The organism is Neoluteolibacter marinus (assembly GCF_014904755.1).
GTDB classification, from domain to species: Bacteria; Verrucomicrobiota; Verrucomicrobiia; order Verrucomicrobiales; family Akkermansiaceae; genus Haloferula; species Haloferula marina.
In genome coordinates, this window is the sequence record NZ_JACZFQ010000100.1 from 33,741 (window position 1) to 57,586 (window position 23,846).

The window sequence follows — 23,846 nt, forward strand, 5'->3', positions numbered from 1 at the left end:
CTGACGCATTTCAAAAGCCAGACGAGACGGAATTCACAATCCCGGCTTCGGCGGCATGACCGGCTTTTCCCAGGCCTTTACCCCGGTGAGCTTGGTCTTGCGCTTGAAGATCTTGTCGCCGGCGGTGGCATAAAGCGTCGTCATGTCGGCCCCCGCGAAGCAGAGGTTTGATGGAAACCGAGCCCCGGGAGGCGCCGGCAGGATCAGGTTCACGCGGCCGGGCTGGTCGAAGATCTGCACGCCGAGCGCGGTGGCGACCAGCAACCAGCCGTCGCGGGTCATCGCCATGCCGTCGGCCCGGCTGCGCGGATCGGGATCGGCCGGCGGAAGATGGAGGTGATGATAGGGCTGAACGTGCGTTAGAGAGCCGTCCTTGGCACGGACGGCAGACCAGACGTACCGGCCGCCGGGATCGGCGATCTCGACCCGGCTCTGGTCGGGAGTGAGGATGATGCCGTTCACGCCATTGCACTTGTCGGTGCCGAGCACTTTGTCCTGGCCGGGACGAATGATCCACACGGCCTTCTTGTCAGGTTCGGTGGCATAGATGGTGCCGTCGTGCGCGACCACCAGGTCGTTCGCCTTCAGACCGGAGGCGTGGACCTTCTCCTCCTTGGTCCCGATGTCCCACGAGACGATCTCGCCGCTTCCCGTGCGGCAGCCATAGAGGCGACCGTCGGGACCGAAGGCGAGGCCGTTGGTTCCGCGCGTGTTCTCCAGGAAGACGGACACCCCGCCATCGGGGGCGATGCGATGGATGAGGTTCTTCGGGATGTCGGTGAAATAGACGCTGCCATCCGGACCGGGGACCGGCCCCTCGGTGAAGCCGTGACCCTCGCTGACCAGTTGCCAATTTTCGCCCGGAACCAGCATTTCCTCCGCCCGGCTACGACAGGCGCCGTAGTGAACGTCCACCGGCTGTGGGAAGTCCTTCCACAGCCAGCGCAGCGCCTTGGGCATGATCGCGCCACCGTGCTGGTGGGAGTGCTGGCCTTCGCCCCATTCGTGGTTCACCTCGTAGCCGGAGAACACGAGCGCGCGCTCCATCGCCTGGTTCGCCATCCACCAGTCGCCGCAGTAGATGTCGTTGTCGTTCGAACCATCCTGCAGGAACACCCGCAGCGGCTTCGGCTCGGTCTTGCGGATCATCGTCGGGATCTCGTCGCCACCCCGCAGGCCGACGAAGGTGCCGATCATCGAATAGACCCGCCGAAAGGCGTCCGGACGCTGCCAGGCGACATTGAAGGCTGCGATGGCGCCCGACGAGGCGCCGGAGATGGCCCGGTGATCGGGGTTGTCGCTGAGATTGAAATCCTTCGCCACCTCCGGGATCAGCTCGTCGATCAGGAACCTCGCGTAGTCCCCGCTGAAGGCATCATATTCGTAGCTGCGGTTGAAACGCGGCTGGCTTTGGTCGTTCGCCGCCGGCACGACGCCGGGATCGACGAACAGCCCGATCGTCACCGGCATCTCCCCCTTCGCGATCAGGTTGTCGAAGACGATCGGAACCTTGCTGGCACCGCCCTCGTTCACGTAGCTGCCGCCATCCTGGAACACCATCAGGCAGGCGGGCTTCGCCGGATCATACTGGGCCGGAACATACGTCCAGTAGGTCCGTTCCGTCCCCGGGTAGACTTTGCTGTTCCTGAAATCGTGCTTCTCGACCTTGCCCTTCGGCACCCCTTCCTGCCGCACCGACGCGGGATCAACCGGATACGGCCCTTCGGCGAACAAGGGCGTGAGCGTGAGCAGGAATGAGCAGGCCAGGGTTTTCATGGGAACCGATGGGACGTGGCGGGCATCCGTGATCTTTCCTAATGACGCTGTTGGATCGACAAACTTGGGGTATCCAAGTAATTCGCATTCTCTAATCATGAAATCGCCCGTGCTATTTCCAGGAATTCTGGCGATCCTGCTTTCGATTCTCCCCCTCGCCGCCCAGGTGGCCCGGCCCTTTGCGGATGGTCGTTTGCTGCCCGCGGGCCAAAACCGGCCGGTGCTGCTGGACGCCGAGGGCACACTGGCGGTGATGGTCCTGCCGACGGGAGGCGGTCTGCCGGTTGCCACGGCTTGGGAGCGGGACGGGGCCGGGATCTGGTCCCAGACCTACGATTTCGGGCAGTTCCCTTACACCTGTGTCGCGGTCAGCCCGCCCTACATCGCTGTCGGCTATCCGGGCCGCATCACGATTTACGAGCGGCTCAGCCCGACGAAATATGTCCTGCTGACCGGGCCGCCCGTCGCTCTGGACGAGATCCCCCGCAAGATCGACATGGAAGGGACGCGGATCGCGGCAGTCGTCGACAAGCCCTACGACGGGGCGCTGGAAGGCGAAGTCGCCCGCATCTACGACAACAGCGGCACCTGGAACCTCACCCGGGAACTCGCCATCCTCGCGACCGGTGGTGTCATCATCGGCGGCGACAACAGCGTGATCAACGACCTCGACCTGCAAGGCGACCGGCTGGCAATCGCAGCTTCCTCCGAGAATCTCATTGAGATCCACGAACGCAATCAAGGCGGCACGGACGCCTGGGGGACCGTGGCCAGCATCGACGGAGACCCGGCCAACTGGGACGACCTCGGGCTTTCGCTGGCGCTCGACGGCGACCAGTTGGCCGCTTCCTCGCGCAATGGCGCGGCGGGTGAGATCCAGGCCTTCAACCGCAACCAAGGCGGCGCGAATGCCTGGGGCCACGCCGCCACCTTGATTGCCGCCAGCAGCGGTGGACCGACCGCATTCCAGCTGACCGCCGACCCGGCAACCGGTCGGCTCGCGGCACTGGGACCCGGCCAGTTCACCGTCATGGTGCCTTCGGCAACCACGACCCTGAAGGTCTTTGCCACCTCCTCCGGCAGCTGGATCCAGGAGTATTCCGGGACGGCCGGGCCACTCGCCGGCTACGGGTTCACCCTGCCCGGTCTGGCCCTCAGCGGCAACGACCTGCTGCACGGTCTCGGCGACGCCACCCCAACCGCATCGTCCTGGGAAGCCTCGATCCACCGCCGCGGCACCGGCGGCGCCAGTGCCTGGGGTTTGGCCCAATCGCTTTCCGGCCCGGACGCTCCGCTGGCTTTCGGCAGCACGATGGCCGCCCGCGGCCCCGTGGTGGCGGTCGGCATGCCGGACGAAAGCAGCCACGGTGCGCAATCGGGCGCGGTGATGCTGTGGTGGCAGTTCCCCGCCGCCGACGGTTCCACCTGGCTGCCAGTCGGCCGCTTTGAAGCCCCCAACCCAGGCGCCGGCCAGCGCTTCGGCGCGTCCCTTTCGCTCCTTCCCGCCGACAGCAGCGGGTCCAGTTTCTGGCTGGCGGTGGGGGCTCCCGGGGAGGATGGCGGGAGCGGCGCGGTTTACCTCCATCTGGTCCGGGTGATCGGCAGCGTCCTGGAACCGATCCGCATCGCGCCTGTGGGACTGGACGCGGACGATGCCTTCGGCAGCTCGGTCTCGCTGGCCGGCGAGACCCGGCTGGCGGTCGGTGCACCGGGTGACGACGAATCGGCGGCGAACGCCGGGGCGGTTTATCTCTTCGAGGAAGATCTCGGTGGCACCCTCAATTGGGGCCAGCGGGCGAAGCGCCTGATGCCCGCCGGAGAGACCGGCACCGGCTTCGGCACGGCGGTGGCGATGACCACCAATCACCTCGCCGCCACCCGGCCGGCCGCCGGCTCGACCGGCAAGGTATTCCTCTACGAGCGCTCCACCGGTGGCAGCGACAACTGGGGCCATCTCGCCATCCTCGCGGCCCCGGCCGGGGCGCCCGCCGGCTTCCCCTCGTCGCTGGCCGCCTCGCCCGAGATCCCCTTCTTCGCGATCGGGGCCACGGCCACCAGCGGCAACGGCCGCGCCTATCTCTACTTCTTCGATGCGGACACGAACAGCTGGATGCAGGTCTTTGCCACCACTGGCACCGGCGGCGAAGGTCCGAGCTTTGGCAGTTCGATCGCGACCTCACTGGGCAGGGTCGTGGTCGGAGCCCCGGCCACCGGCAGCGGCGGCACCACCTTCACCTATGGCCTGGTGGGCTCGCCCTTCGTGCTCGGCCTCTATCACAGCGACAGCGGTGCGAGCGGCGAAGCCGCCGGGACGGCCGTCGGGGCAAACGGCATCCACAGCTTCATCGGCCTGCCCGGCGCCAGCGACCGCGGCCCGGGAACCGGCGCGGTCCGGGTGGTCCGTTCCGGATCCTACGAAACCTGGGCCGCCTCGCAGGGAGCGGCCTTCACCGAATGGCTGCCGTCCCAGGACCCGGACGGCGACGGCGAGGACAACCTGACCGAGTTCGGGCTCGGCGGCGACCCGATGTCCGCCGCCAGCCGCCCGGCCTTCGCCATGAACCGCACGACCTACGTCAATGGCAGTACTTCCTGGCCGGCGCTCGAGTGGTCGCCCCCCTCCCTGCCCTACTCCGTCACGCTTCTCCACTACCGCATGAAGGCCAGCACCAACCTGTCGACCTGGACCGACACCTCGCCCGACGGTGGCGTCGGCTTCGGCGAGCCCGCCGGACGTTTCTACCGCATCGACAAGCCGCGCGAGTTCTTCCGCCTCGACCTGCGCTACCCGGAAGAGTTCCCGTCGGAGGGCGGGATCATCGTGCTGGAATGAGCTAATCGACCAGCCTCATCCCCTCGTCGGAGAGCTCGATCCTGCGCTTCTTGAAAAGCGCGCCGGCCGCTTGTTTGAAGGCCTTCTTGCTCACCCCGAGGGCCTTGTGGATCTCCTCGGCCGGGCTCTTGTCACTGAGTGCCCAGAAGCCACTACGGGCCTTGAGTTCCTCCTCGATGCGCGTCTCCAGGTCATCGATCCGCGCCCGGCCGGGCGGGTAGAGGGAAAGGTCGATCTTGCCGTCGGGGCGGACCTGGACGACGTAGCCCTTGGTCTTCTCCCCGGCACGCAGTCGGCGGAAGACCTCGTTGGCGAAGAGCACGCCGCCGTGCTTGCCATCGACGATCGCCTTGTAGCCGAGCTCGGTTTTACCGTAGAGCATCAGCTCGACCTCCTGCCCTTCCTGGTACCTGCCGGCGGGCGCCGGTCCCAGGAACTTGTTGAGCCGCCGCGTGGCGACGATGCGGCCGCTGGCTTCGTCGACGTGCACATGAACGACATAGGACTTGCCGGGCTCGAGCCGCTCCTTCTGCTCGCGGAAGGGCAGCAGCAGGTCCTTCGGCAAGCCCCAGTCGAGGAAAGCCCCGACGCCGGTGATGGCGAGGCATTCGAGGTAGGCGAAGTTCCCGGGCATCACCCCCGGATGCTTCATCGTTGCCACCGGCCGGTCTTCCGAATCGTGGTAGAGGAAGACCTCGACCTCGCCGCCGATCTGCCACTTCACGGGCATTTCACGCCGCGGCAGCAGCACCTCGCCCAGCTCGTCGCCGGCATCGAGGAAGAGACCGAAGGGTTGCTCGCGGAGGATGGTCAGGGAGGCGCGTTCGCCGATGTGGGCCATGGCGGAAGGCTTGGGGAAAAGCCAGGCCGCGTCGATGACGATTCACCCCGTGATGCCGGGAAACAGCCAGGCCGGACTCGCCTCGCGACTCGGATATCGCTGGAGGTCATGAAATTGCCCCCTGTCGCGCTTTTGCTTTCCTTACAGACCACCCTCAGGTGGCGACGCTCGGCGAGCTTGGCAGAAGGAACGTTCGCACCCTTACCGACGGTTCCCTAGGTCGAAACCGACGGAAGTCCACGGGCCCAGATCCCAGTGGCCAGCGGACGAACCAAGGACCATACCCGGACCTGAACCCGTTCAAGCTGTTGCGGATGGAATATGACGAGATTCAAGAGCAATGCGTCGAGGTCCGCTCCATGGAAAGCATGACACACGGGATTCAAACGCCATGACTTCATGGTGCATTCAGCGGGCGAGCGAAAGGATCATGACTACAGAGGAATGAAGATCAATTGACACGCTTCCATTTGACCCCTGCAGGATTGGTCATCATTTTAAAATCAGGACCAAACTTCCAATCTTCCTCCTTATCAAATGTTATCATTACCTTGCTGCCGCCATCATACCTCCAATTCATTGTTCTTCCCCATGATCCCTTCGCTGTTCCGTCCTTATTGAAAGTGATGGTGGCTCCATCATCGGTGTTCTTCCATTTGGTGTCGTACAGCATTGAAGCTGGAGGCGCCGCCTTACCGGTCAAGGCGGCGATCGTTTGATCAATTACGCCGATTTGTTCGCTTACGATCTTGGCCTCTTCAATCTTGTCCTCTTTGGTGAGGCGGATCACAAAGGCCTCCACTTCGGCCCGATGCTTTTTCCATGCGATGGCCCGGGGAGCTTTCAAGGCAGTCAGGATTCTTTCGCGCTCGGCAAGGTAGAGCTTGCCGAGTCTTGCGATTTCGGGATCGGCGGAGGTGCCGGTGGGAAGGTTCTCGGCAGAAAAGGACTCGAGTGCGGCATCAGCTTCGATGACGTTTTTGAGTTCTCCTGCAGCTTGGGCCGCTGCCCTGCGCCTCACAATGGCAGCCCTGTAATTGTCGCCGAGTTTGGTGAGCGGTTGGTCGACGGCGGCAAGCGCGTCTTCATGGATTTGGACCATCACGTCATATTCCAGGCCGTCGGCGGCGGGCAGGTCGCTGATGTCCGCAACGGCTGGAAAAGCAAGGAGGCAACCGAGGACTTGGCGCACGAGGTGGCGGACTATCATGGTTCAAATGAAGTTATTGGAGACGGCTCATTCCGAGGGGACGAAAGAATCGGCCCGGATGAAATGGGTCGATCCACGCCATTCGGCACTCCCGTCAAGAAAGAAGGGCATTACCGTGTTTACCGGGTCGCCTTACTCCACCGTCCGATGTCTGTCAATTCTGTGACCGCTCGCCAAGATTCACCGGAACGCTACATCACGTCATTGGGAATTCAGCAGGATTCCCCCATCTGGGCGCCTCGTTTTGATTCGTTTGATTCAAAGGAGCTTCCGCTTCTTCGGGTTGCGTTTCTTGCCGCCGAAGACGACCTCCTTGATATCGAAGGCCTCGGGGTCGTATTCACCGCGATACCAGCCGATCTGTCCGGTCAGCGCTTCCATGTATTGGAATGCTCCACCGAAATCTTCCGGCGGGCAGGCGCGGGCACCATCGATCATCACGGCTCCCTCGTCGTCGCCTTCCTCCTTTTTCTCGAAGACGATCTCGTGCAGCCAGTCCTCGGCGAAGTCGTAGCGGTAGAGGATGCGGATCGGCAGGCGCTTCTTCCCGATGAACTCGGCGACGGTGAGCTTCAGTTCGTCCTGGAACTCGCCGCCCTTGGGCACCTGGTCGGCGAGGCCGACCGGGCCGATGACGTCGGTCAATCGTTTGCCCTTGCCGTGGCGGAACTCGTGCGGGTGCTTGTTTTCCCAGCCCATCGCATCCTGGATGGCGTCGTTGAGCTGGAGGAAGGTGAACGACGCCGGCACCGACAGGCGCCGCCAGATCTGCGGGGTGATCTGGTAGAGGAAAACCTTGATGACGAAGCGCGGCTGGGACATGCGGCGAGCATAGGTAGCGCGGCAAGAGCCCTGCAAACCCGAAGAACGCTCATTCCGCGGCTTCGACGTGGACCCGCAGGCTCGTCCGCGGGGTGCCGTCGGCAAGCCATTGGCGGTAGCTCAGGCCCTTGAGCCGGTCCGCGGCCTGGGCGAGCTTCTCGCGATTCTCCTCGCTGGCGAGTCCCTTCACCGCATCCGGCGCGTCCCCGGCTAGCCCCTCGGCCTCGGCTTCATTGCGCTGATAGAGGTCGCGGAGCCATTGCCGGACCGGCTCGAAGTCGATCTCGACGATCATCCCCGTTTCCCCGCCCTCGCTGGCAGCGGCCATCGACTTCGAGAAGCCGCCGGCCATCGACCGCGAGGTACCGAGCATCCACAGCTCGTCGTTCAGCGTCACGCCCGGCAGGAAATCTCCACCGATGAACGGCAAGGGCGGATACCAGGTGACGAGCCCGTTCGACTCCACGGATTGCGGCAGGATCAGCGGCAGCTCTTCCCCGGAAAGTTCGGACGCCCAGGCGGTGAGCCCCTTCCAGCGCTCGGCGAGCGACGTGCCGGCGGCATCGAGTTTCGCGCGATCCGTCACCGGCCGGGCGACGATGAAGCGCGGCACCTTGGCGTCCTTCAGGGTTTCCTCGGACAGCCCGGGCACCGGCGGCATTTCCCCTTTGAAATCCACCACCACGGCAATCTCGTCGCCCACCCCGGCGCGGAACTCCTCGCGATATGTGCGGTTGAATCCGCGGACCTCCTCCATCAGGCGCGGGACCACGCCTTCGGGGATCATCGCGGTGACCTCGCCGGCGTTCGCCTTGATTTCTTCATAAGTGGCATCGGCCAGCAGCCCGAACTGCTCGACCTGGCGCCAGCCGAGATCCTTGCGATCGCGCTTCTGAACCCAATGGGCGCGGATCGCCGGCTCCTGCGAGCTCGCCGCATCGGTCATCTTCAGCGGCGTCTCGTAGTCGAGATCGGGATTCGGCCAGCCGCCACGCGACTCCAGGCGCCAGCCGTCGTCCTGCATGAAAACCGCCGACCAGGCCGAGGCGTCGCGCCGTGCGAGCTCCCGGCCGGTTGAAGCGATGCCCGACAACAGGTCGCGGAAGACGCGCTGTTCGCGGACCGGCGGCCGGACCGCCGCGGACAAGGCGTCCCAGTAGTCGGAGGTGTCCAGCCACGGCAGCGCCGCCCGGACCATCGGCTCGGACAAGTAGATCACGGTGCCCGGGTCCTTGTCGAAGTCGCTGGTCCAGGTCAGGTCCGGGGTGGCCGCCAGCGATGCCTCCGGCGTTCCGGCCAGTTGGAATCCCTCCGCGCCGTTGCCGAGGTAGAGAACGACGCGACCATCGACCGTTCCCGCCGCAACGGTGAACTTCACGTTTTCCAGCGCGGTCAGGAGACGCTCCATCTGTTCAGGGGAAATCATCTCCAAGGCTTCCGCCCCGGCCCCTTGGGCGGCGATCTCCGCGCGGATCTTGGTCAGGAACTCCTCGAAGACGTCGCTGCCCGCAATCTCGATTCCGGCAAGTTCGCAGCCGCATGCCTCGAAGTTCACTTCGCGGATTTCCGATGTTTCCCCGGAGTCCGAGCGGATGCCCTTCACCAGGGTATCGCGGCATTCCTCCAACTTCGCCGCATCCGGCCTCCAGCCCATCACCACGGCGGGCACGCGGAGTTGCGAATCCTTCTCCAGCACCGACACCCACCTGTCCAGGAGGTCCCCGGATAGCCCGTCCTCCAGTTCGGAGAGGTCGAATTCCTTGTCGGCCGCCATGTCCAGCATCTGCCCGATGGCAAAACCACCCCACGCCGCCGACAGCTCGCGATAGCTCGCCCCGACCATCTGCAACTGCCCGGCCGTCCCGGGACCGACGAAGACGAACCATTCATCCCCCACATAGCCGGCCATGTCTGCGAGCAGATCCCCGGCGGGCTCTTCGGCGTCCTCCAGTGGCTCCGGCGCCTCCGCATCAGGGTCCCCGAGCACGATAGTTTGCCGCTCAATGATCCCGATGGTTTCCAGCGTATCGGAAAGCCCGTTCAACCAGTCGGCCGCCCCGTAGCCGGCCACGAACAAATCGGCGTCGGCGGGAACCCGCGTGGCAAATCCGAGATGCGTCGCCACGGCGGGAAGCACGGCCTGTGCCTCCTCCACCGCGGGCACCTCCGCGCTCCCGGAGCTCTCTTTCTTTCCGCAGCCCGCCAAACAGCCGGCGATGATCGCCACCCCGAAAAAACTTCTCGTCATGTCCGACGCTAGACCACCGGAACTCCCCGCGGCAAACGTGAATGCAGCCGCTACCCACGGTGTAAGTGCCGCGCCAGCCACCATAGGACACCGGGCACCACCAGACTGAAGACCATGGCCCAACCCGGCGCTTCGCGGCCCGCCGCGCCGATCCAGGCGAACAAGAACCCCACCGGCAGGCTGCCACAAGCCAGCGCGACGAGGAATCGCCCGAACGGCATCCTCACCAGTCCGGCCGTGCAGGACAGCGCCTCGGGCAGAATCGGCAGAGCGCGAGAAAGCGCCACCATCCAACCGCCGCCGCGGGCAAACAACAGCTTGCCCCGCTCGAAATCGTGGTCCCCCAGGAGCTTCCGCGCCGCCTTTTCCCCGATCAAGCGCCCCAGCCCGTATCCGCAAAGTCCGGCGACGATCGACCCGGCGGCCGCCACCGCTCCACCCAAGACGGTTCCGTAGATGTACCCCAGCGCCGACATGACCACCGTTCCCGGCACCGGCAGCAACAGGTCCACCGCCAACAATCCAATGCCCGCGGCCCAGGCCCACGGACCCGCGCCTTCAATCCATGCGACCGAACCGGCCAGGGTGAAACGCGCTTCCCAACTTGCGCCCCAGATCAGCCAGACTCCCAGAACGAGCGCTGAAACGGCGACAAACCAAGCGAGGAGTCTCATGTCGATCCCGCTCCCTGCGATAAGCTTAATCTTCCGCCTCCACCAGTTCCGGCGCAGCCGCCGGCTCAAGGCGACGGAAATGAATCTGACCCACCCGGCGGCCGTCGGTGCTGGTGACCTTGGCCTCCCAGCCGTTGATCTCGATCATTTCTCCGACTTCCGGGAAGCGGCCGAGCTGCTGGGTGATGTACCCGCCCACCGTGGTGACCTCGCCGCTCTCAAGCTCGAGCTCCTCGTCGATGCCCTGGAGGTCGTTGAGGGTCATCGAGCCCTCGATCACGAATTCATTCTCGTTGATCCAGTTCGACTCCGGCTTCTCGTTGTCGAACTCGTCCTGGATGTCGCCGACCAGCTCCTCGATCACGTTGTCGAGGAAGACGATCCCGACCGGAGTGCCGAACTCGTCGACCGCCATCGCAAGGTGCGCGCGTTCGAGCAGGAAGAACTTCAACAGGACGTCCAGCGGCATGGTGTCCGGGACCATCTTCAGCTCCCGCTTGATCCGCATCAGGTCCGGATCCGGGGTTCCGACGAGTTTCAGGACATCCTTGATGTGGATCAGGCCGATCGCATTGTCGAGGTGGCCGCCTTTCACCAGCGGGAAGCGCGTGTGCTTGCTGCGGCGGACGATCTCGAGGGCCTTCTCGTAGGAATCATCCGCATCGAGCACGACCACTTCCTGGCGCGGCGTCATCACGTCGCGGACCCACAGCTCGTTCAGCTCGAGGGCGTTGATCAGGATCTCGCGCTCGGTCTCGGTGACTTCCTGGGCGCGTTCGCTTTCTGCCACCAACAGCGCGAGTTCATCGGCCGAATGGAAATGTTCGCCCTCCGCCACCGGCTCGATGCGGAAGAGGTGCTTCAGCAGCCAGTTGGCGGTGCCATTGAGGATCCGGATGGCGCCGTGGAACGCCTTGTAGAAGAGGTGCAGCGGACCCGACAGCAACAGGGTCGTTTCGACCGCCTTGCGGATCGCGATCGACTTCGGCAGCAGCTCTCCGACCACGACGTGGAGGAAGGTGAACGACGCAATCGCGAGGACAAACGAGATGGTCGAAACCGGCTTGATGGTGATGCCCCAGAATTCACTGCTGACCGGAACCCCGGCCATCAGGAGCAAGGGGGAAACCAGGGCCTCCACGAACGGCTCGCCAAGGAAACCAAGGGCCAGCGAGGCGATGGTGATTCCGAGCTGGTTGGCGGAGAGGTAACCGTCGAGGTTGTTCACCACGTGGCGCGCCGTGGTGGCGCGGCCCGGCTTTTCCTTGTCCACTGCCTCGAGCTGGCTGTGGCGGACCTTGACGATGGCGAACTCGGAGGCAACGAAGAACGCGTTCAACAGCAGGAACAGCGCGATGCCCAGCAGGTAGAGCAAGCTGGCCCCCAGCGAGGGCAAATGGGTCGTCGGTTCACCACCGGTGGACGCCAGCACGAGGAGATCAGGAAGAATGCTCATTCCTGATCACAGCTTTTCGTAAACGCCCTGGTCACGGCGCTCAAGCACGGTGAAACCCGCGGACTTGGCATCGCTCACGGAGAGCGGCTTGGCGATCCGCGGCGTGTTGACCTTGGAAATCACCTTGCGCACCGGGAATCGGCACAGCGGGCACTGCTCAAGGGCAGGCCGGTCGACTGGTCGACGCAATTCAAACCCCTGCCGGCAAATCCGGCAAGATCGCTCCGGATCTTCGGGGCTCTCGGAAAGATATTCGTAGATAGGCATCGATAGGACGGAAGGTCGGGCGGTTACCGCCTTCCGTCAAACGTAGCGGACGGCGTGCCGGGTTACCAGCTCGACTTCGTCACGCCGGGAAGCATCCCGTGCGAGGCAAGCTCGCGGAAGCTGATCCGGGAAAGACGGAAGCGGCGGAGGAACGCACGGCGGCGGCCGGAGTACTCGCAACGGTTCACGAGGCGGGTCGGGCTGGCGTCACGCGGCAGCATGGTCAGACCAATATAATCTTTCTCCGCCTTCAGTTTGTGACGGAGGTCAGCATACTTGGCGACGGTGCGCGCCTTGCGCTCATTGCGGGCAATCCAGCTCTTCTTAGCCATAATTCGGGGCGCGGTGAATAGCTCATGAGCGAACCGGTGCAAGCCCAAACTCGAGATTTTTCCATCAAAAAGGCCAATCCTCCGCTCGCAGGCGTCACGACCCGCTGGACTTGTGCCCGTTCCGGGGCTTCGTTGCCGGGATGGAATTCCCGGCATCCGAACTCCCGACCATCGCACAGAAGCACGCCGCAGCCATCGAGCATGCCGCGTTGAAGCTGGCTGCCGGCGCAACCCCAAGGCAAGCGGCCCGTTGCCTGCCACAATCCGGACTCACTGCCGATGAACGTGCCGACCTGATGGCCGAGGCGGTCGGCCGGGCCCGGGAATTGATCCAGCGGAATCTCCGCAGGAACCGGCGCTTGGGAGCGATCTGGTGCATCTGCGGCTGCCTGCCCTGGCTCGTCTACACCATCGGCTGGCTCCGCGACGGGCGATCGAGCTGGATCTTGCTCCTGATCGGGATCCCCGCCCTCATCCAAGGTCTGAGGACCCTCGCCCGGAAACCCACCGACCTGGATTCCAAGTTCTGAACCCCCGAAAAAGGAAGCGGGCCGCTCTCCTGTAAGCCGGATTCTGTGCCGCGGGAGCCTGCCTCCCGCGGTGACGATCATTTCTCTAACTCCCTGTTGCCAGGGACCTTCCCGCTTTCGCGGGATGCGACTAATACCCGGGGATACGACGGGCGGGCAACCCATTCCCCTGTTCTGTCTTGCACCACGCGGGGTTTGCCGTGCCGCGCCGGTTGCCCGGACACGCGGTGGGCTCTTACCCCACCCTTTCACCCTTACCTGATCCCTTGCGGGCCATCGGCGGTATGCTCTCTGCTGCACTTTCCGTCCAGCCGTCTTGAAACGGCCATCCCCCGTTTTCACGAGGCGCGTTGCCCTGCGGTGTCCGGACTTTCCTCGACCTTGCAAGCAAGGCCGCGATCGCCCGGAGAGCGGCCCGGCGAGCCTGCGGCGGAATCCCCCGGCTTGGGAAGTGCCAATAAGCGAAAATCCCGCGGAACCCTCCCACGGAGCCCCTTGACGCCAGCTTCAACCGATCCAGAAGCTGTCGATGATGAACCAGAGGATCATGGCGACGCCGACGGCCACCTTCATGCCCATCCCCGCCAGGGTGCCGACCACCGAGCCGACCCCGGAATAGGCGGCCGGCTTGAGCTCTTTTTTCGCGAAGCCCCGCTCAAACGCGAATGCGCCCACCAACGGCCCGATCAGCAGACCGAAGGGAAAGAAGAACATCCCCACGATCCCCCCGAGCAAGGCACCCCAGGCGCCCCAGCGGGTGCCGCCGAACCAGCGGGTGCCCGCCGCGCCGGCCGCGAATTCAAAGGCCTGGGAAACCGCCAGCATCAGGACCAGGACCACGAAGGTCCACCATTCCACGCCTGACTCCTCGCGACCGAGCATCAGGCGGTGACCGATCGCCGCCAACACCAGGATCAAGTGCCCCGGCAGGACCGGGATGACACAGCCTGCCAACCCGGCCAGCAAGAGGGAGCCGGTGATGATCCACGCCATGACATATCCCACGGAGCCCCAACCACTCCACTGGCTGATCATTTCCCACATCGCGGCGGGACGATAGGCGCGAACGCCCTCCGGTCGAGGCTTTCCCGCCTGCAGGTTCTTGCAAATTCAGCGCGAAGGTGAACGTAATCGCGACGCTCCGGCGCTAAAAGCCAGACGATTCTGTCATACCGGCGTGCTTCTGCACCCGGGCGATAAACCAGACCCGTTCCAACGACGTTAACCAACTCCATGCACCCGTCTATTCCCTGCCTCACACTCGCCGCCGCCATGCCGGCGGTCGTCTCCGCCGCCGAATGGTATGAAGAAATGCAAATCGGCCCCGCCTGGAGCAATTCCTTCGCCGGAACCTTCGACGGGAAGCAGCAAACCGCCGCGGTCAAGGGCGTGCTGGTTGATCTCGGCGATGGCGCCCACGCGCTCTTCGACACGGAGACGATGCGCATCGTCAGCGCTTACAAGGGCGGCTTTCACTGGGGCGGCACGCCATGGACCGGCCAACACGGCCAGCTGGTGCGGATTGCCAACGAGAACGACGTGATTTTCAACACCGTGCCCGGTCCCGGCTGGGCGGATGCCTCGGGCTCCTTCGCGGATTCCCGCAAGGCCATCGGCAACGACGCCCAGGCCTGGGGCAACATCCCGCAGGCCCAGTACAAGGGTTTCTACCGCCACGGTGAACGGATCGTCTTTGAGTACACCGTGAACGGGACCCGGGTCCTCGAACACCTGCAGGCCGGCAAGGACGGCTTCGTCCGTCACTTCGAGGTCGCCGCCCACGCCAAGCCGCTGGTCATGCTGGCCGCCGACGATTCGTCCGACTTCACCGTCGAAAAGGGCAGCGCCAAGTCGGCGTCCGGCCTGTCCGTCGCGACCGGCGGATCCGGCGCGGCGCTCGGCGTCGCCGGCGACATGGCCAGCCGCCTGATCGCGACCCTCGCCCCGTCCGACAAGACCACCACCTTCACCGTTTCCTACCGCCGCGACGGCGCGGCGAAGCCGGTTGCTCCTTTCAACGTCGCCGGTGCCACCAAGGGTGGCGAAGGACTCTGGAAGAAAGAGATCTCGGCCAAGTGCGATGTCTCCAACGACAAGAAGTCGCCCTGGGTCACCGACACCCTCGGCCTGCCCGACGACAACCCGTGGAAGTCCAACATCCGCTTCTGCGGCTTCGATTTCCTCAGCGAGGACTCCGCCGCGATCACGACCTGGAACGGCGACGTCTGGGTCGTCAAGGGCCTCAAGGGCAACTGGAACAAGGTGACCTGGAAGCGCTACGCCGCCGGTCTCTTCGAACCGCTGGGCCTGAAGGTCGTCGACGGCGTCATCTATGTCCACGGCCGCGACCAGATCACCAAGCTCCACGACCTCAACGGCGACGGCGAAGCGGATCACTTCGAGTGCTTCTTCAACGGCGTCGCGGTGTCCCCGAACTTCCACGAGTTCGCCTTCGAGCTGCAGACCGACACCGACGGCAACTTCTACTTTTCCAAGGCCTCCCCGGTCCGCCCCGGCGGCCGCGGTTTCGACACGATCTACCCGAGCCACGGCACGGTGATGCGCCTTTCCAAGGACGCCTCCAGCTTCGAGGTCGTCGCCACCGGCCTGCGCGCCCCGGGTGGCCTCGGCGTCGGCCCGAACGGTGAGATCACCACCGGCGAGAACGAGGGCAGCTGGCAGCCCTGCTGCAAGATCAACTTCATGAAGGCCGATCAGCGGCCGATGTTCTTCGGCACCGAGCCGAGCCGCCACGCGCTGAAGGACTCGCCCTACACCGAGCCCCTCTGCTACCTGCCGATGGATGTCGACAACTCCAGCGGTTCCCAGGTCTGGGTGCCCAAGGGCGACACCAAGTTCGGCCTCAAACCGGGTGAAATGCTGCACCTTTCCTACGGCACCTCCTCGATCTACCGCGTCCTCGACGCCTCCGTCGACGACACCCTGCAGGGCGGCGTGGTCAAGTTGCCGGTGAAGCTCGCCTCCTCGGCGATGCGCGCCCGCTTCCACACCGACGGCTCGCTGTATGTCTCCGGCTTCCGCGGCTGGCAGACCAATGCCGCCAACGAAAGCGGCTTCCAGCGCATCCGCTACACCGGTGCCACCATCCCGATCCCCGACAAGCTCGAGATCACCGCGACCGGCGTCCGCTTGCGCTTCGAAACCGAACTCGACGAGGAACTTGCCACCGACCCGGAAAGCTACTCGGCCCAGCGCTGGGACTACGTCCGCGGCCCGCAGTACGGTTCGGGTGAATTCTCCGTCGACAACGTCGATGCCGAAGCCCGCAAGGTGGCCTTGGAGAAGGAGTCGAAGGACCAGCACAAGCGTGACGACGTGACCATCAGCGCGGCCCGCCTGCTGGAAGACGGCAAGACCGTCGAGATCGACCTCGAAGGCCACAAGCCGTCGATGTCCCTCAAGGTGGGCTGGGATCTCGAGGACGCCGACGGCGAGATCCTTGAAGGCGACCTGCACGCCACTGTCCGCAAGATGGGCAAATAAGCCTAAAACGTTCGACCTTATCGATGATCTGCGGGAGGGTAACCTCCCGCAGATTTTCCTTTTGACGCCATGAAAGCGCTTCCCCCTGTTCTCTCCGCCCTGGCCCTCGCCTCCGGCATCGCCCGGGCCGATCTCGCCGCCACCTTCAGTTCCGGCGGTGCCACCGACACCCGCGCCGACCGCCTGCCGGCCCTTCTGGTCAAGGCAGGTGAAGCGCCCACCCCGTTCCTTCCGGCCGGCGAGTTCGGCGTCACCTGGAGCGGCAAGCTGGTGCTGTCGGACCGCCAACGCCTCTCCTTCTCCTTCGAAGGCGAAGGCAAGGCCACGCTGACCATCGACGGCAAGGAACTGCTGTCCGAAGAGGGCACACTCGGGAGCGAAGCCTCCAAGAGCACCCGCCTCAACCGGGGTGAGCACGATTTCACCGTCACCTATCAATCCAAGCCCGACGGTTCCGGCCGCTTCCGCCTGTTTTGGGAGGAACGCTCGTTCCCGAAACAAAGCGTCCCGCCGACCGTCTTCCAAGCCGAGGTGCCCGCCGACCCGGCTCGAGCCGGCCGCATGGCCTTTGCCGAAAACCATTGCAGCAAGTGCCACATCGGCGCCGCGACGATGCCGGAGCTCACCGAGTACGGCCCGCTGCTCCCGGCCACCGGCTCGCGCCTCAACGAGGCATGGGTCGCCGCCTGGATCGCCGATCCCGCCGCCCACCGCCCTGAGACCCGCATGCCCGCGCTGGTCGACGGCTCGACACCGGAAGGCAAACAGCAGGCCGCCGACCTCGCCGCCTGGCTGATGACCATGAAAATGGGCGAGGTCCCGCCCGCCCCCGACAAGGCCCTCGCCGAGGCCGGAGGTGAGCACTTCCACCGCCTCGGCTGTGTCGCCTGCCACACCCTGCCCGGTGCGGAGCACGCCGCCGGCCGGCTCTCCCTCGACAACGTTGCCTTCAAGTTCCAGCCGGGAGCCCTCGCGGGCTTCCTGAAGAAGCCTGAGGCCCTGTATCCCCACATCCGGATGCCCAATTTCGCCCTCAGCGACGAGGAGGCGAACTCCCTCGCCGCCTACCTACTGGACGCGTCCGGCAAGGTCGAACACAAGCCGGCGGCCTTCCCGAAAGGCGACGCCACCAAGGGTGCCGCGCTTGCCAACGAGTTGAACTGCGGCGCCTGCCACGCCGGCAGCGGCATCCTGAACGCCACCCTGCCGCCGCTCCAGGCGATCTTCGAGAAGGACTGGGCCACCACAGGCTGCGTTTCCACCACCCCTGGCGGCAAGACCCCGACCCTGGCACTCAGCGACAAAGAACGCGACGCCCTGATCGCATTCGCCAAGAAGGGCGCCGAATCCCTCGGCCGCCACGTCCCGGCCGAATCCGCCGCCGCCAGGCTGGAATCGCTCCACTGCACCAGCTGCCACGGCATCGACGGCACCCCGTCCTTGCTCGATTCCGTCCACCTCGACTCCAAGTCGCTCGTCGCCCACGTCGAGGGCGAGAACGAGAAGCTCGACCAGTCCCGCCCGCACCTCACCTACATCGGGGAAATGCTGCATTCGTCGTACATCGAGTCGATGCTCGGCGGCAACCCGACGGGCGGCCGGCCGCGGCCGTGGCTGGACATGCGGATGCCCGCCTTCACCAGCTACGCGAAAGACTTGGCCGACGGCCTGGCCCGGATCCATGGGGTCGAACCGGGCGCACCGGCACCGGCCACCCCGGATGCGGAACTCGCCAAGGTCGGCAAGCTGTTGATCAGCTCCGACGGCTTCGGCTGCACCACCTGCCACGGCGTCGGCGACATGAAGCCGACCGCGGCCTTCGAGGTGGAAGGCATCAACTTCGCCCTCGCCCACGACCGGCTCCGCCACGAGTGGTTCGTCCGCTGGATGGACAACCCCGTCTCGGTCACCCCCGGTTCGAAAATGCCGCGCTACAGCGAGAAGGGCGAGTCCCAGCGCTCCGAGTTCGACGGCGACGCCGCCAAGCAGTTCGAGGCGATCTGGAACTACATCCAGAAACCGGACTGATCGCCCCGTCACCCCGCCGATCGACGGATCCACATCAGAATCTGCGCGATCCGGCGGGCTTTGGAACATGGGCTGCTAATCGGCACACATTAGCAGCCTATGACCAAGCCTATCCTCGCCATCGTTGCCTTCAGCCTGCTGGTTTCCGCCGGATTTTACGTCGCCACCGCCGTGGGGGTACAGGTGGAAGGGCGCCACGAGATCACCGTTGACGTGCCGCGGGAGCCGATCCACTCGCCGGTCGGACAGGAAATCTACACGCCCTCGGGAGCGCGGCTCCTGGTGACCGGCATTTCCCGCAAAGGTTCACGCCGCCAGCTCACGGCCACGATCTACGGCACCCACCGTTATTCGGTCGCCTTGTTCCCGACCCGCCTGGCCCACACGTTTTCAATGAACCGCCCTTCCGTCGAATGGACGGTGCTGCAGGCATCCAATCTCCCGATCGACGGCTACCCACGGGGATCCAAGGCCAGCTGGCACGAGATCCACTGAGTGTCAGGCACGGATGGCGTATTCCTCCGGCGGGGCCACGTCCCAGACCAGATGCTTCACCGAGAACTTGAGCAGGTTCCGGCCATAGGGACTGCGCGTCGCCACCCCGGACAACAAGCGGGTGATTTGTGAGGTCAGGTGCCGTTCCATCATCCGCGGCAACGCCCGCTCGCCGTATTTCTGGCACAGCTGTTCCCCCGCGGCGTGCAGGGCGTACATCCGGCCGTCGTAGAAGTACTCGATCATCTCGCCCCAGGCTTCGTGCCAATCGCGCAGCTCGCGGAAGATCTTGTCGAAGCCCTTCGCCATCTTCTCCGGCTGGTCGAGGATCCCCTGCCCTTGGGCAAAGACCTTGCTGTCCAGCAGGTCCGCCGAATGCATGGCCATGAACAGGCCCGGCGACAGCATCGGATCGACGAAGCCGTAGGCATCGCCCATCGCCACCCATCCGGGCCCATGGCCGCGTTCGGAGATCAACTGGTAGTTGGTGTAGGTCATCACCTGGGTGACCCGGCGCCGGTTCTTGCCAGCCGCCGCCAGCGACGGCTCGGAATCGATGATCGACTCCAGCCGATCTTCGGCCGTCTCGCCGTGCCCCTTGAGCGCGGACTTGTCGATCACCACCCCGACCGACAGCCGGCCCGGCAGCGGGATGCGCCAGCTCCAGCCGCGCTTCAAGGTGGTGATCACCACCTGGCCGTCGCGCGCCGACTCATCCTCGAAATCCTCGAAATGGGCGAAATAGGCGACATCGTTGCGGGTGCCGCGGGTGGCCCCCACGCCCAGCAGCCGGGCAAAGGCCCGGGCCCGCCCGGTGGAATCCACCAGCAGCTTGGGATGCTGCCCCGCGAATTCGGGCGCCGCTTCAAGACTCTCCGCGGCGAGCTGGATCTCCCGCCCCTCGCTGCCGATCTCGAGCTTCGCCCGCTGCTTCACGAAGACCACGCCGAGCTCCTCGGCGCGCGCCCGCAGCAGGTTGTCGAACTCCGGCCGCGGGATGTTGTAGGCGTAGTTCGGCATCCCCTTGATCGCCTTCTGCGGGAAGAAAAAGTCCAGCCGGCTGCCGTCGCGGGAGAGGAAACCGACACCCGGCTTGTAGGTTGAAAACGCTGCCACCCGCTCCTCGATCCCGAGGCGACGCATCAGGCCGATCACCGTCGGCAACAACGACTCGCCCACCAGCAGGTCGGGACGCTTGTCATCGTCGAACACCACCGTGCGGATCCCGCGCTGAGCCAGCAATGCCGCCAGGGTGCATCCCGCCGGGCCGGCGCCCACGATTGCAACGTCGATGTTTCGCTTCACGCGTCCTTCCGTAGCGACGAACGCCTTGGCATGCAAAGTCGAATACGCTTCCCGCAGTTCGGGATTGGACCTTCGGATTCCGCCGTTCATCGTCCCGCCCATGCGCAACGCCCCGCTGGGCTTCTTTGACTCCGGTGTCGGCGGCCTGACCGTCGTCAATGCCGTCCAACAACTCCTGCCCGCCGAGGACATCGTCTACCTCGGCGACACCGCCCGCGTCCCCTACGGCTCCAAGAGCCCGGAAACCATCCGCCAGTTCGCCCACGAGGACACCCGCTTCCTGCTCGACCGCGAGGTCAAGATGGTGATCGTGGCCTGCAACACCGCCACCGCCCACGCCCTGCCGTCGCTCCAGGAGCGCTACCAGGTGCCGGTCATCGGGGTCATCGAGCCCGGCGTCGATGCCGTCCTCGCCGACCCCGCCGCGCAGCGCGTCGGCATCATCGCCACCCGCGGCACCATCCGCTCCCACGCCTACCAGCACGCCCTCGCCCTGCGCCGCACCGGCCTGATCATCCACGCCACCCCGGCCCCTTTGCTGGTCCCGCTGATCGAGGAAAACTGGCTCGACCATCCCGCCACCCGGGCCGTGCTCCACACCTACCTCGACCCGATGCTCGACCGCGGCATCGACACCTTGATGCTCGCCTGCACCCATTACCCGCTGCTCATTCCCGTGCTGCGGGACTTCCTGCCGGAAGGAGTGCGCATCGTCGACTCCGCCACCACCTGCGCGGAACTGGTCCGCAGCGAACTCACCAAGCTCGACCTGCTTTCGGACACGACCGGAAAAGGATCGCTGCAACTTCACCTCACCGACCTTTCCGACCAGTTCGAGGATCTCGCCCGCCGTTTCCTCGCCCATTCGCCGGGCCGAATCCAGCGGGTCGTCCTGTGATCCGAAAGAATCGCGGTCCCGGTCGCGAACCCTCCACCGCGTGAAAACCCTGTTCCTGTTCGCCCTCCTGACCCTGCACCTGGGTGCCGCGGAAAGGCCCAACATCCTCCTTCTCTTCGCCGACGACCTCGGCCGCTACGCTTCCGCCTACGCCGACCCGCAGCACCCGTCGCCGAACGACGTGATCCGCACGCCGGCCTTCGACCGCATCGCCGCGTCCGGCGCCCGCTTCGACAACGCCTTCGTCTCGGCACCGTCCTGCACTCCTTCGCGTGGCTCGCTCTACACCGGTCGCCACTTCTTCCGCAACGGCTCCGCATCCCAGCTGCACAACCCGTGGCAGGGCGACGCGCCGGACCCCTTCGCCACGGTGACCGGCATGCCCAACACCTTGGCCGCGGCCGGCTATCACATCGGCTGGAGCCACAAGTGGCACCTGCGCGAAAGCCTGATCGGCGGGAAGTCCAACGAGTATTCGCCGCGCGGCGGACGCATCAACCAGTTTTCCCAGGTCGTTTCCAAGGCCCCGGATCCCGCCGCCGCGAAAGCCGCCATCCTCGACGAGGTCCGCGGCAACTTCCGCGCCTTCCTCGCCAAGCGGAAAGAAGGCCAGCCCTTCTTCTACTCCTTCAATCCGACCAACACCCACCGCAAGTGGATCCGCGGCTCCGGCAAGGCGCTGTGGGGGCTCGATCCCGAACGCCTGAAGGGCAAGCTCCCGCCCTTCCTCCCCGACAACCCGGTGTTCCGCGAGGACTTCGCCGACTACCTCGGCGAAGCGATGGCCTTCGACGCCGCTTGCGGGGTGATCCTCGATGAACTCGAGGCACTCGGCGAAAGCTCGAATACGCTCGTCTGCATCAGCGGCGACCACGGCGCGCCCGGCTTCCCGCGCGGCAAGTGCAATGTCCACGACTTCGGCTCGCGGGTGCTGCTCGGCATGTCCTGGCCGGGAAGAATCGCCGCCGGGCGCGTGGTCGGAGCGCCGGTCTCGCTCGTCGATATCGCGCCAACCTTCCTCGCCGCCGCCGGACTGGAATCCAAGGACGAACCCAACGGCGAATCCCTGCTGCCCGCCCTGGCCGCCGGCGGCAGCGACGCCGCGCTCCGCGGCTGGGCACTCATCGGCCGCGAGGTGCATGTGCGCGGGGCCCGCGACACGCAGCTCCCCTATCCGGTCCGTGCCTTGCGCACGGCGGACTTCCTCTATGTGAGGAATTTCAAACCCGACCGCACCCCGATGGGAGATCCCCCGGATCCCGCGCGGGACATGCCCAACTTCAACAAGCTCGCCAACGACACCTACGCCGCCTACGCCGACATCGACGCCTCCCCGGCCAAGGCGTGGCTGGTGCGCCACCGCGACGAGCCGGACGTGAAACCCTTCCTCGCCTTCGCCTGGGAAAAACGGCCCGCCGAGGAGCTCTACGACCTGCGGACCGATCCGTTCCAGATGCACAACCTCGCCGGGGACAACGACCACCAGGGCAAGCTCTCCGAACTCGCGGGCAGGCTGATGAGGGAGCTGAATGAGAATCACGATCCCCGCCTGCAGGACGACTTCGACCGCGCCCCCTACCTCGCCCCGAAGTAGCCGCCCCCGACCTTCGGACGCGATTCGCCGCTTCCCTCTTGTCGCCTCGTGCGCGACCGGTCACCTTGCGTGGCGATGACACGCCCGGCCCTCCGCCGCCTCTTGGATGAAATCGGCCCCGTCGACGCCACCGGCATCGAGGAACGGGTCGCCAAATACACCACCCGCAGCATCAAGAAGCAGTCGAAGGTCTTCGGCCTCAAGCTCGCGGTGACGATGGTCGACTTGACCACCCTCGAAGGCAAGGACACGCCGGGCAAGGTCGCCTCGCTCTGCCGAAAAGCCCTCTGTCCTCATCCCGGCGACGACATCCCGCGGGTCGCCGCCGTCTGCGTCTACCCGTCGATGGTCAAGCACGCCGCGCGGCACGTCAAAGGCAGCGGCGTCCGCATCGCCTCCGTCGCCACTGCTTTCCCCTCCGGCCAGGCCCCGCTCAAGACGCGCCTCGCCGAGGTCCGCCAGGCGGTCGCCGACGGTGCCGATGAAATTGACATGGTCATCAACCGCGGCGCCTTCCTCGCCGGGGAACTCGGCCTGGTGCAGGACGAGATCGCCGCCGTGGTCGAGGCCTGCGGCGAGTCCACCCTCAAGGTCATCCTCGAGACTTCCGAGCTCGAAACCTACGACCACATCCGCGCCGCCTCCTTCCTCGCCATGCGGGTCCTGCGGCCGGGCGACTTCATCAAGACCTCCACGGGCAAAACCTCCGGCAACGCCACCCTCGGCAACAACCAGGTCATGCTCGATGCCATCCGCGACCACTTCCTCGACACCGGCACCGAAATCGCGATGAAGCCCGCCGGCGGCATCAAGTCGGCCAAGCAGGCGCTGCAATTCCTCGTCGCCGTCAAGGAAACCCTCGGCGACGCCTGGCTCAACAACACCCGCTACCGCTTCGGCGCGTCCTCCCTACTCAACGACCTGCTCCGCCAGCTCGAAACCCAGCGCAGCGGCGCCTATCAGGCACCCTACACCTTCAGCGACGACTCATCCGGCTACTGAGCGAATGACGCATTCAGAATTTCCGAATGTC

General features: G+C 65.3%; 19 protein-coding genes and 1 other RNA gene. 8 read left to right on the top strand and 12 right to left on the bottom strand.

What is annotated here, in order from left to right; translation table 11 throughout:
- Window positions 1–33: 33 nt before the first annotated feature.
- Window positions 34–1,776: an SMP-30/gluconolactonase/LRE family protein gene (locus IG178_RS19630; protein ID WP_193214285.1), complete on the bottom strand. Its 1,743-nt coding sequence runs from the start codon at window positions 1,774–1,776 to the stop codon at window positions 34–36.
- 97 nt (window positions 1,777–1,873) lie between these two features.
- Here IG178_RS19630 and IG178_RS19635 point away from each other — a divergent pair, with 97 nt between their 5' ends.
- Entirely contained in the window at window positions 1,874–4,609 is a 2,736-nt protein-coding gene (locus IG178_RS19635; protein WP_193214286.1) for an FG-GAP repeat protein, read from the top strand.
- A gap of 1 nt (window position 4,610) precedes the next feature.
- On the opposite strand, the gene IG178_RS19640 is transcribed toward IG178_RS19635, so the two are convergent.
- The 8 genes from IG178_RS19640 to rpsN form a co-directional block, all read right to left on the bottom strand.
- Window positions 4,611–5,450: a CvfB family protein gene (locus tag IG178_RS19640; protein ID WP_193214287.1), complete on the bottom strand. Its 840-nt coding sequence runs from the start codon at window positions 5,448–5,450 to the stop codon at window positions 4,611–4,613.
- Between the two features lie 451 nt (window positions 5,451–5,901).
- Entirely contained in the window at window positions 5,902–6,660 is a 759-nt protein-coding gene (locus tag IG178_RS19645) for a hypothetical protein (RefSeq protein ID WP_226895612.1), read from the bottom strand.
- Between the two features lie 258 nt (window positions 6,661–6,918).
- Window positions 6,919–7,482, bottom strand: coding sequence for a plasmid pRiA4b ORF-3 family protein (locus IG178_RS19650; protein ID WP_193214289.1), 564 nt, complete (start codon window positions 7,480–7,482; stop codon window positions 6,919–6,921).
- Between the two features lie 49 nt (window positions 7,483–7,531).
- A complete protein-coding gene (locus IG178_RS19655; RefSeq protein ID WP_193214290.1) occupies window positions 7,532–9,730 on the bottom strand; it encodes a hypothetical protein in 2,199 nt (732 codons plus the stop codon).
- 50 nt (window positions 9,731–9,780) lie between these two features.
- The gene (locus IG178_RS19660; protein WP_193214291.1) at window positions 9,781–10,404 is read right to left on the bottom strand and encodes a TVP38/TMEM64 family protein; all 624 of its coding nucleotides are present in this window, start codon (window positions 10,402–10,404) and stop codon (window positions 9,781–9,783) included.
- A gap of 25 nt (window positions 10,405–10,429) precedes the next feature.
- A complete protein-coding gene (locus tag IG178_RS19665; protein ID WP_193214292.1) occupies window positions 10,430–11,860 on the bottom strand; it encodes a hemolysin family protein in 1,431 nt (476 codons plus the stop codon).
- A 6-nt stretch (window positions 11,861–11,866) separates the two neighbouring features.
- Window positions 11,867–12,049: a zinc ribbon domain-containing protein gene (locus IG178_RS19670; protein ID WP_226895613.1), complete on the bottom strand. Its 183-nt coding sequence runs from the start codon at window positions 12,047–12,049 to the stop codon at window positions 11,867–11,869.
- 140 nt (window positions 12,050–12,189) lie between these two features.
- On the bottom strand, window positions 12,190–12,459 hold the full coding sequence (rpsN, locus tag IG178_RS19675; protein WP_193214294.1) for a 30S ribosomal protein S14: 270 nt from the start codon (window positions 12,457–12,459) through the stop codon (window positions 12,190–12,192).
- 140 nt (window positions 12,460–12,599) lie between these two features.
- Here rpsN and IG178_RS19680 point away from each other — a divergent pair, with 140 nt between their 5' ends.
- A complete protein-coding gene (locus IG178_RS19680) occupies window positions 12,600–12,989 on the top strand; it encodes a hypothetical protein (protein ID WP_193214295.1) in 390 nt (129 codons plus the stop codon).
- 16 nt (window positions 12,990–13,005) lie between these two features.
- Here the strand turns inward: IG178_RS19680 and rnpB are convergent.
- Window positions 13,006–13,404, bottom strand: an RNA gene (rnpB, locus tag IG178_RS19685) — RNase P RNA component class A.
- A gap of 92 nt (window positions 13,405–13,496) precedes the next feature.
- Window positions 13,497–14,033: a DUF456 domain-containing protein gene (locus IG178_RS19690; protein WP_193214296.1), complete on the bottom strand. Its 537-nt coding sequence runs from the start codon at window positions 14,031–14,033 to the stop codon at window positions 13,497–13,499.
- A gap of 189 nt (window positions 14,034–14,222) precedes the next feature.
- Here IG178_RS19690 and IG178_RS19695 point away from each other — a divergent pair, with 189 nt between their 5' ends.
- From IG178_RS19695 to IG178_RS19705, 3 genes are all read left to right on the top strand, one after another.
- Window positions 14,223–16,493, top strand: a complete 2,271-nt coding sequence (locus IG178_RS19695; protein WP_193214297.1) for a DUF6797 domain-containing protein — start codon at window positions 14,223–14,225, stop codon at window positions 16,491–16,493.
- A 69-nt stretch (window positions 16,494–16,562) separates the two neighbouring features.
- A complete protein-coding gene (locus IG178_RS19700) occupies window positions 16,563–18,521 on the top strand; it encodes a c-type cytochrome (RefSeq protein ID WP_193214298.1) in 1,959 nt (652 codons plus the stop codon).
- 99 nt (window positions 18,522–18,620) lie between these two features.
- A complete protein-coding gene (locus IG178_RS19705) occupies window positions 18,621–19,016 on the top strand; it encodes a hypothetical protein (protein ID WP_193214299.1) in 396 nt (131 codons plus the stop codon).
- Between the two features lie 3 nt (window positions 19,017–19,019).
- Here IG178_RS19705 and IG178_RS19710 read toward each other — a convergent pair whose 3' ends face one another.
- Complete coding sequence (locus tag IG178_RS19710) at window positions 19,020–20,321, bottom strand: tryptophan 7-halogenase (RefSeq protein WP_193214300.1); 1,302 nt, start codon at window positions 20,319–20,321, stop codon at window positions 19,020–19,022.
- Window positions 20,322–20,421: 100 nt separating this feature from the next.
- On the opposite strand from IG178_RS19710, the gene murI reads away from it, so the two are divergent.
- The 3 genes from murI to deoC all read left to right on the top strand — a co-directional run bounded on the left by murI (window position 20,422) and on the right by deoC (window position 23,815).
- On the top strand, window positions 20,422–21,219 hold the full coding sequence (murI, locus tag IG178_RS19715; RefSeq protein ID WP_193214301.1) for a glutamate racemase: 798 nt from the start codon (window positions 20,422–20,424) through the stop codon (window positions 21,217–21,219).
- Window positions 21,220–21,259: 40 nt separating this feature from the next.
- Entirely contained in the window at window positions 21,260–22,813 is a 1,554-nt protein-coding gene (locus IG178_RS19720; RefSeq protein ID WP_193214302.1) for a sulfatase-like hydrolase/transferase, read from the top strand.
- Between the two features lie 75 nt (window positions 22,814–22,888).
- Window positions 22,889–23,815 (top strand): deoxyribose-phosphate aldolase, encoded by a 927-nt coding sequence (gene deoC / locus IG178_RS19725; protein WP_193214303.1) that lies wholly within the window; start codon window positions 22,889–22,891, stop codon window positions 23,813–23,815.
- Window positions 23,816–23,846: the final 31 nt, after the last annotated feature.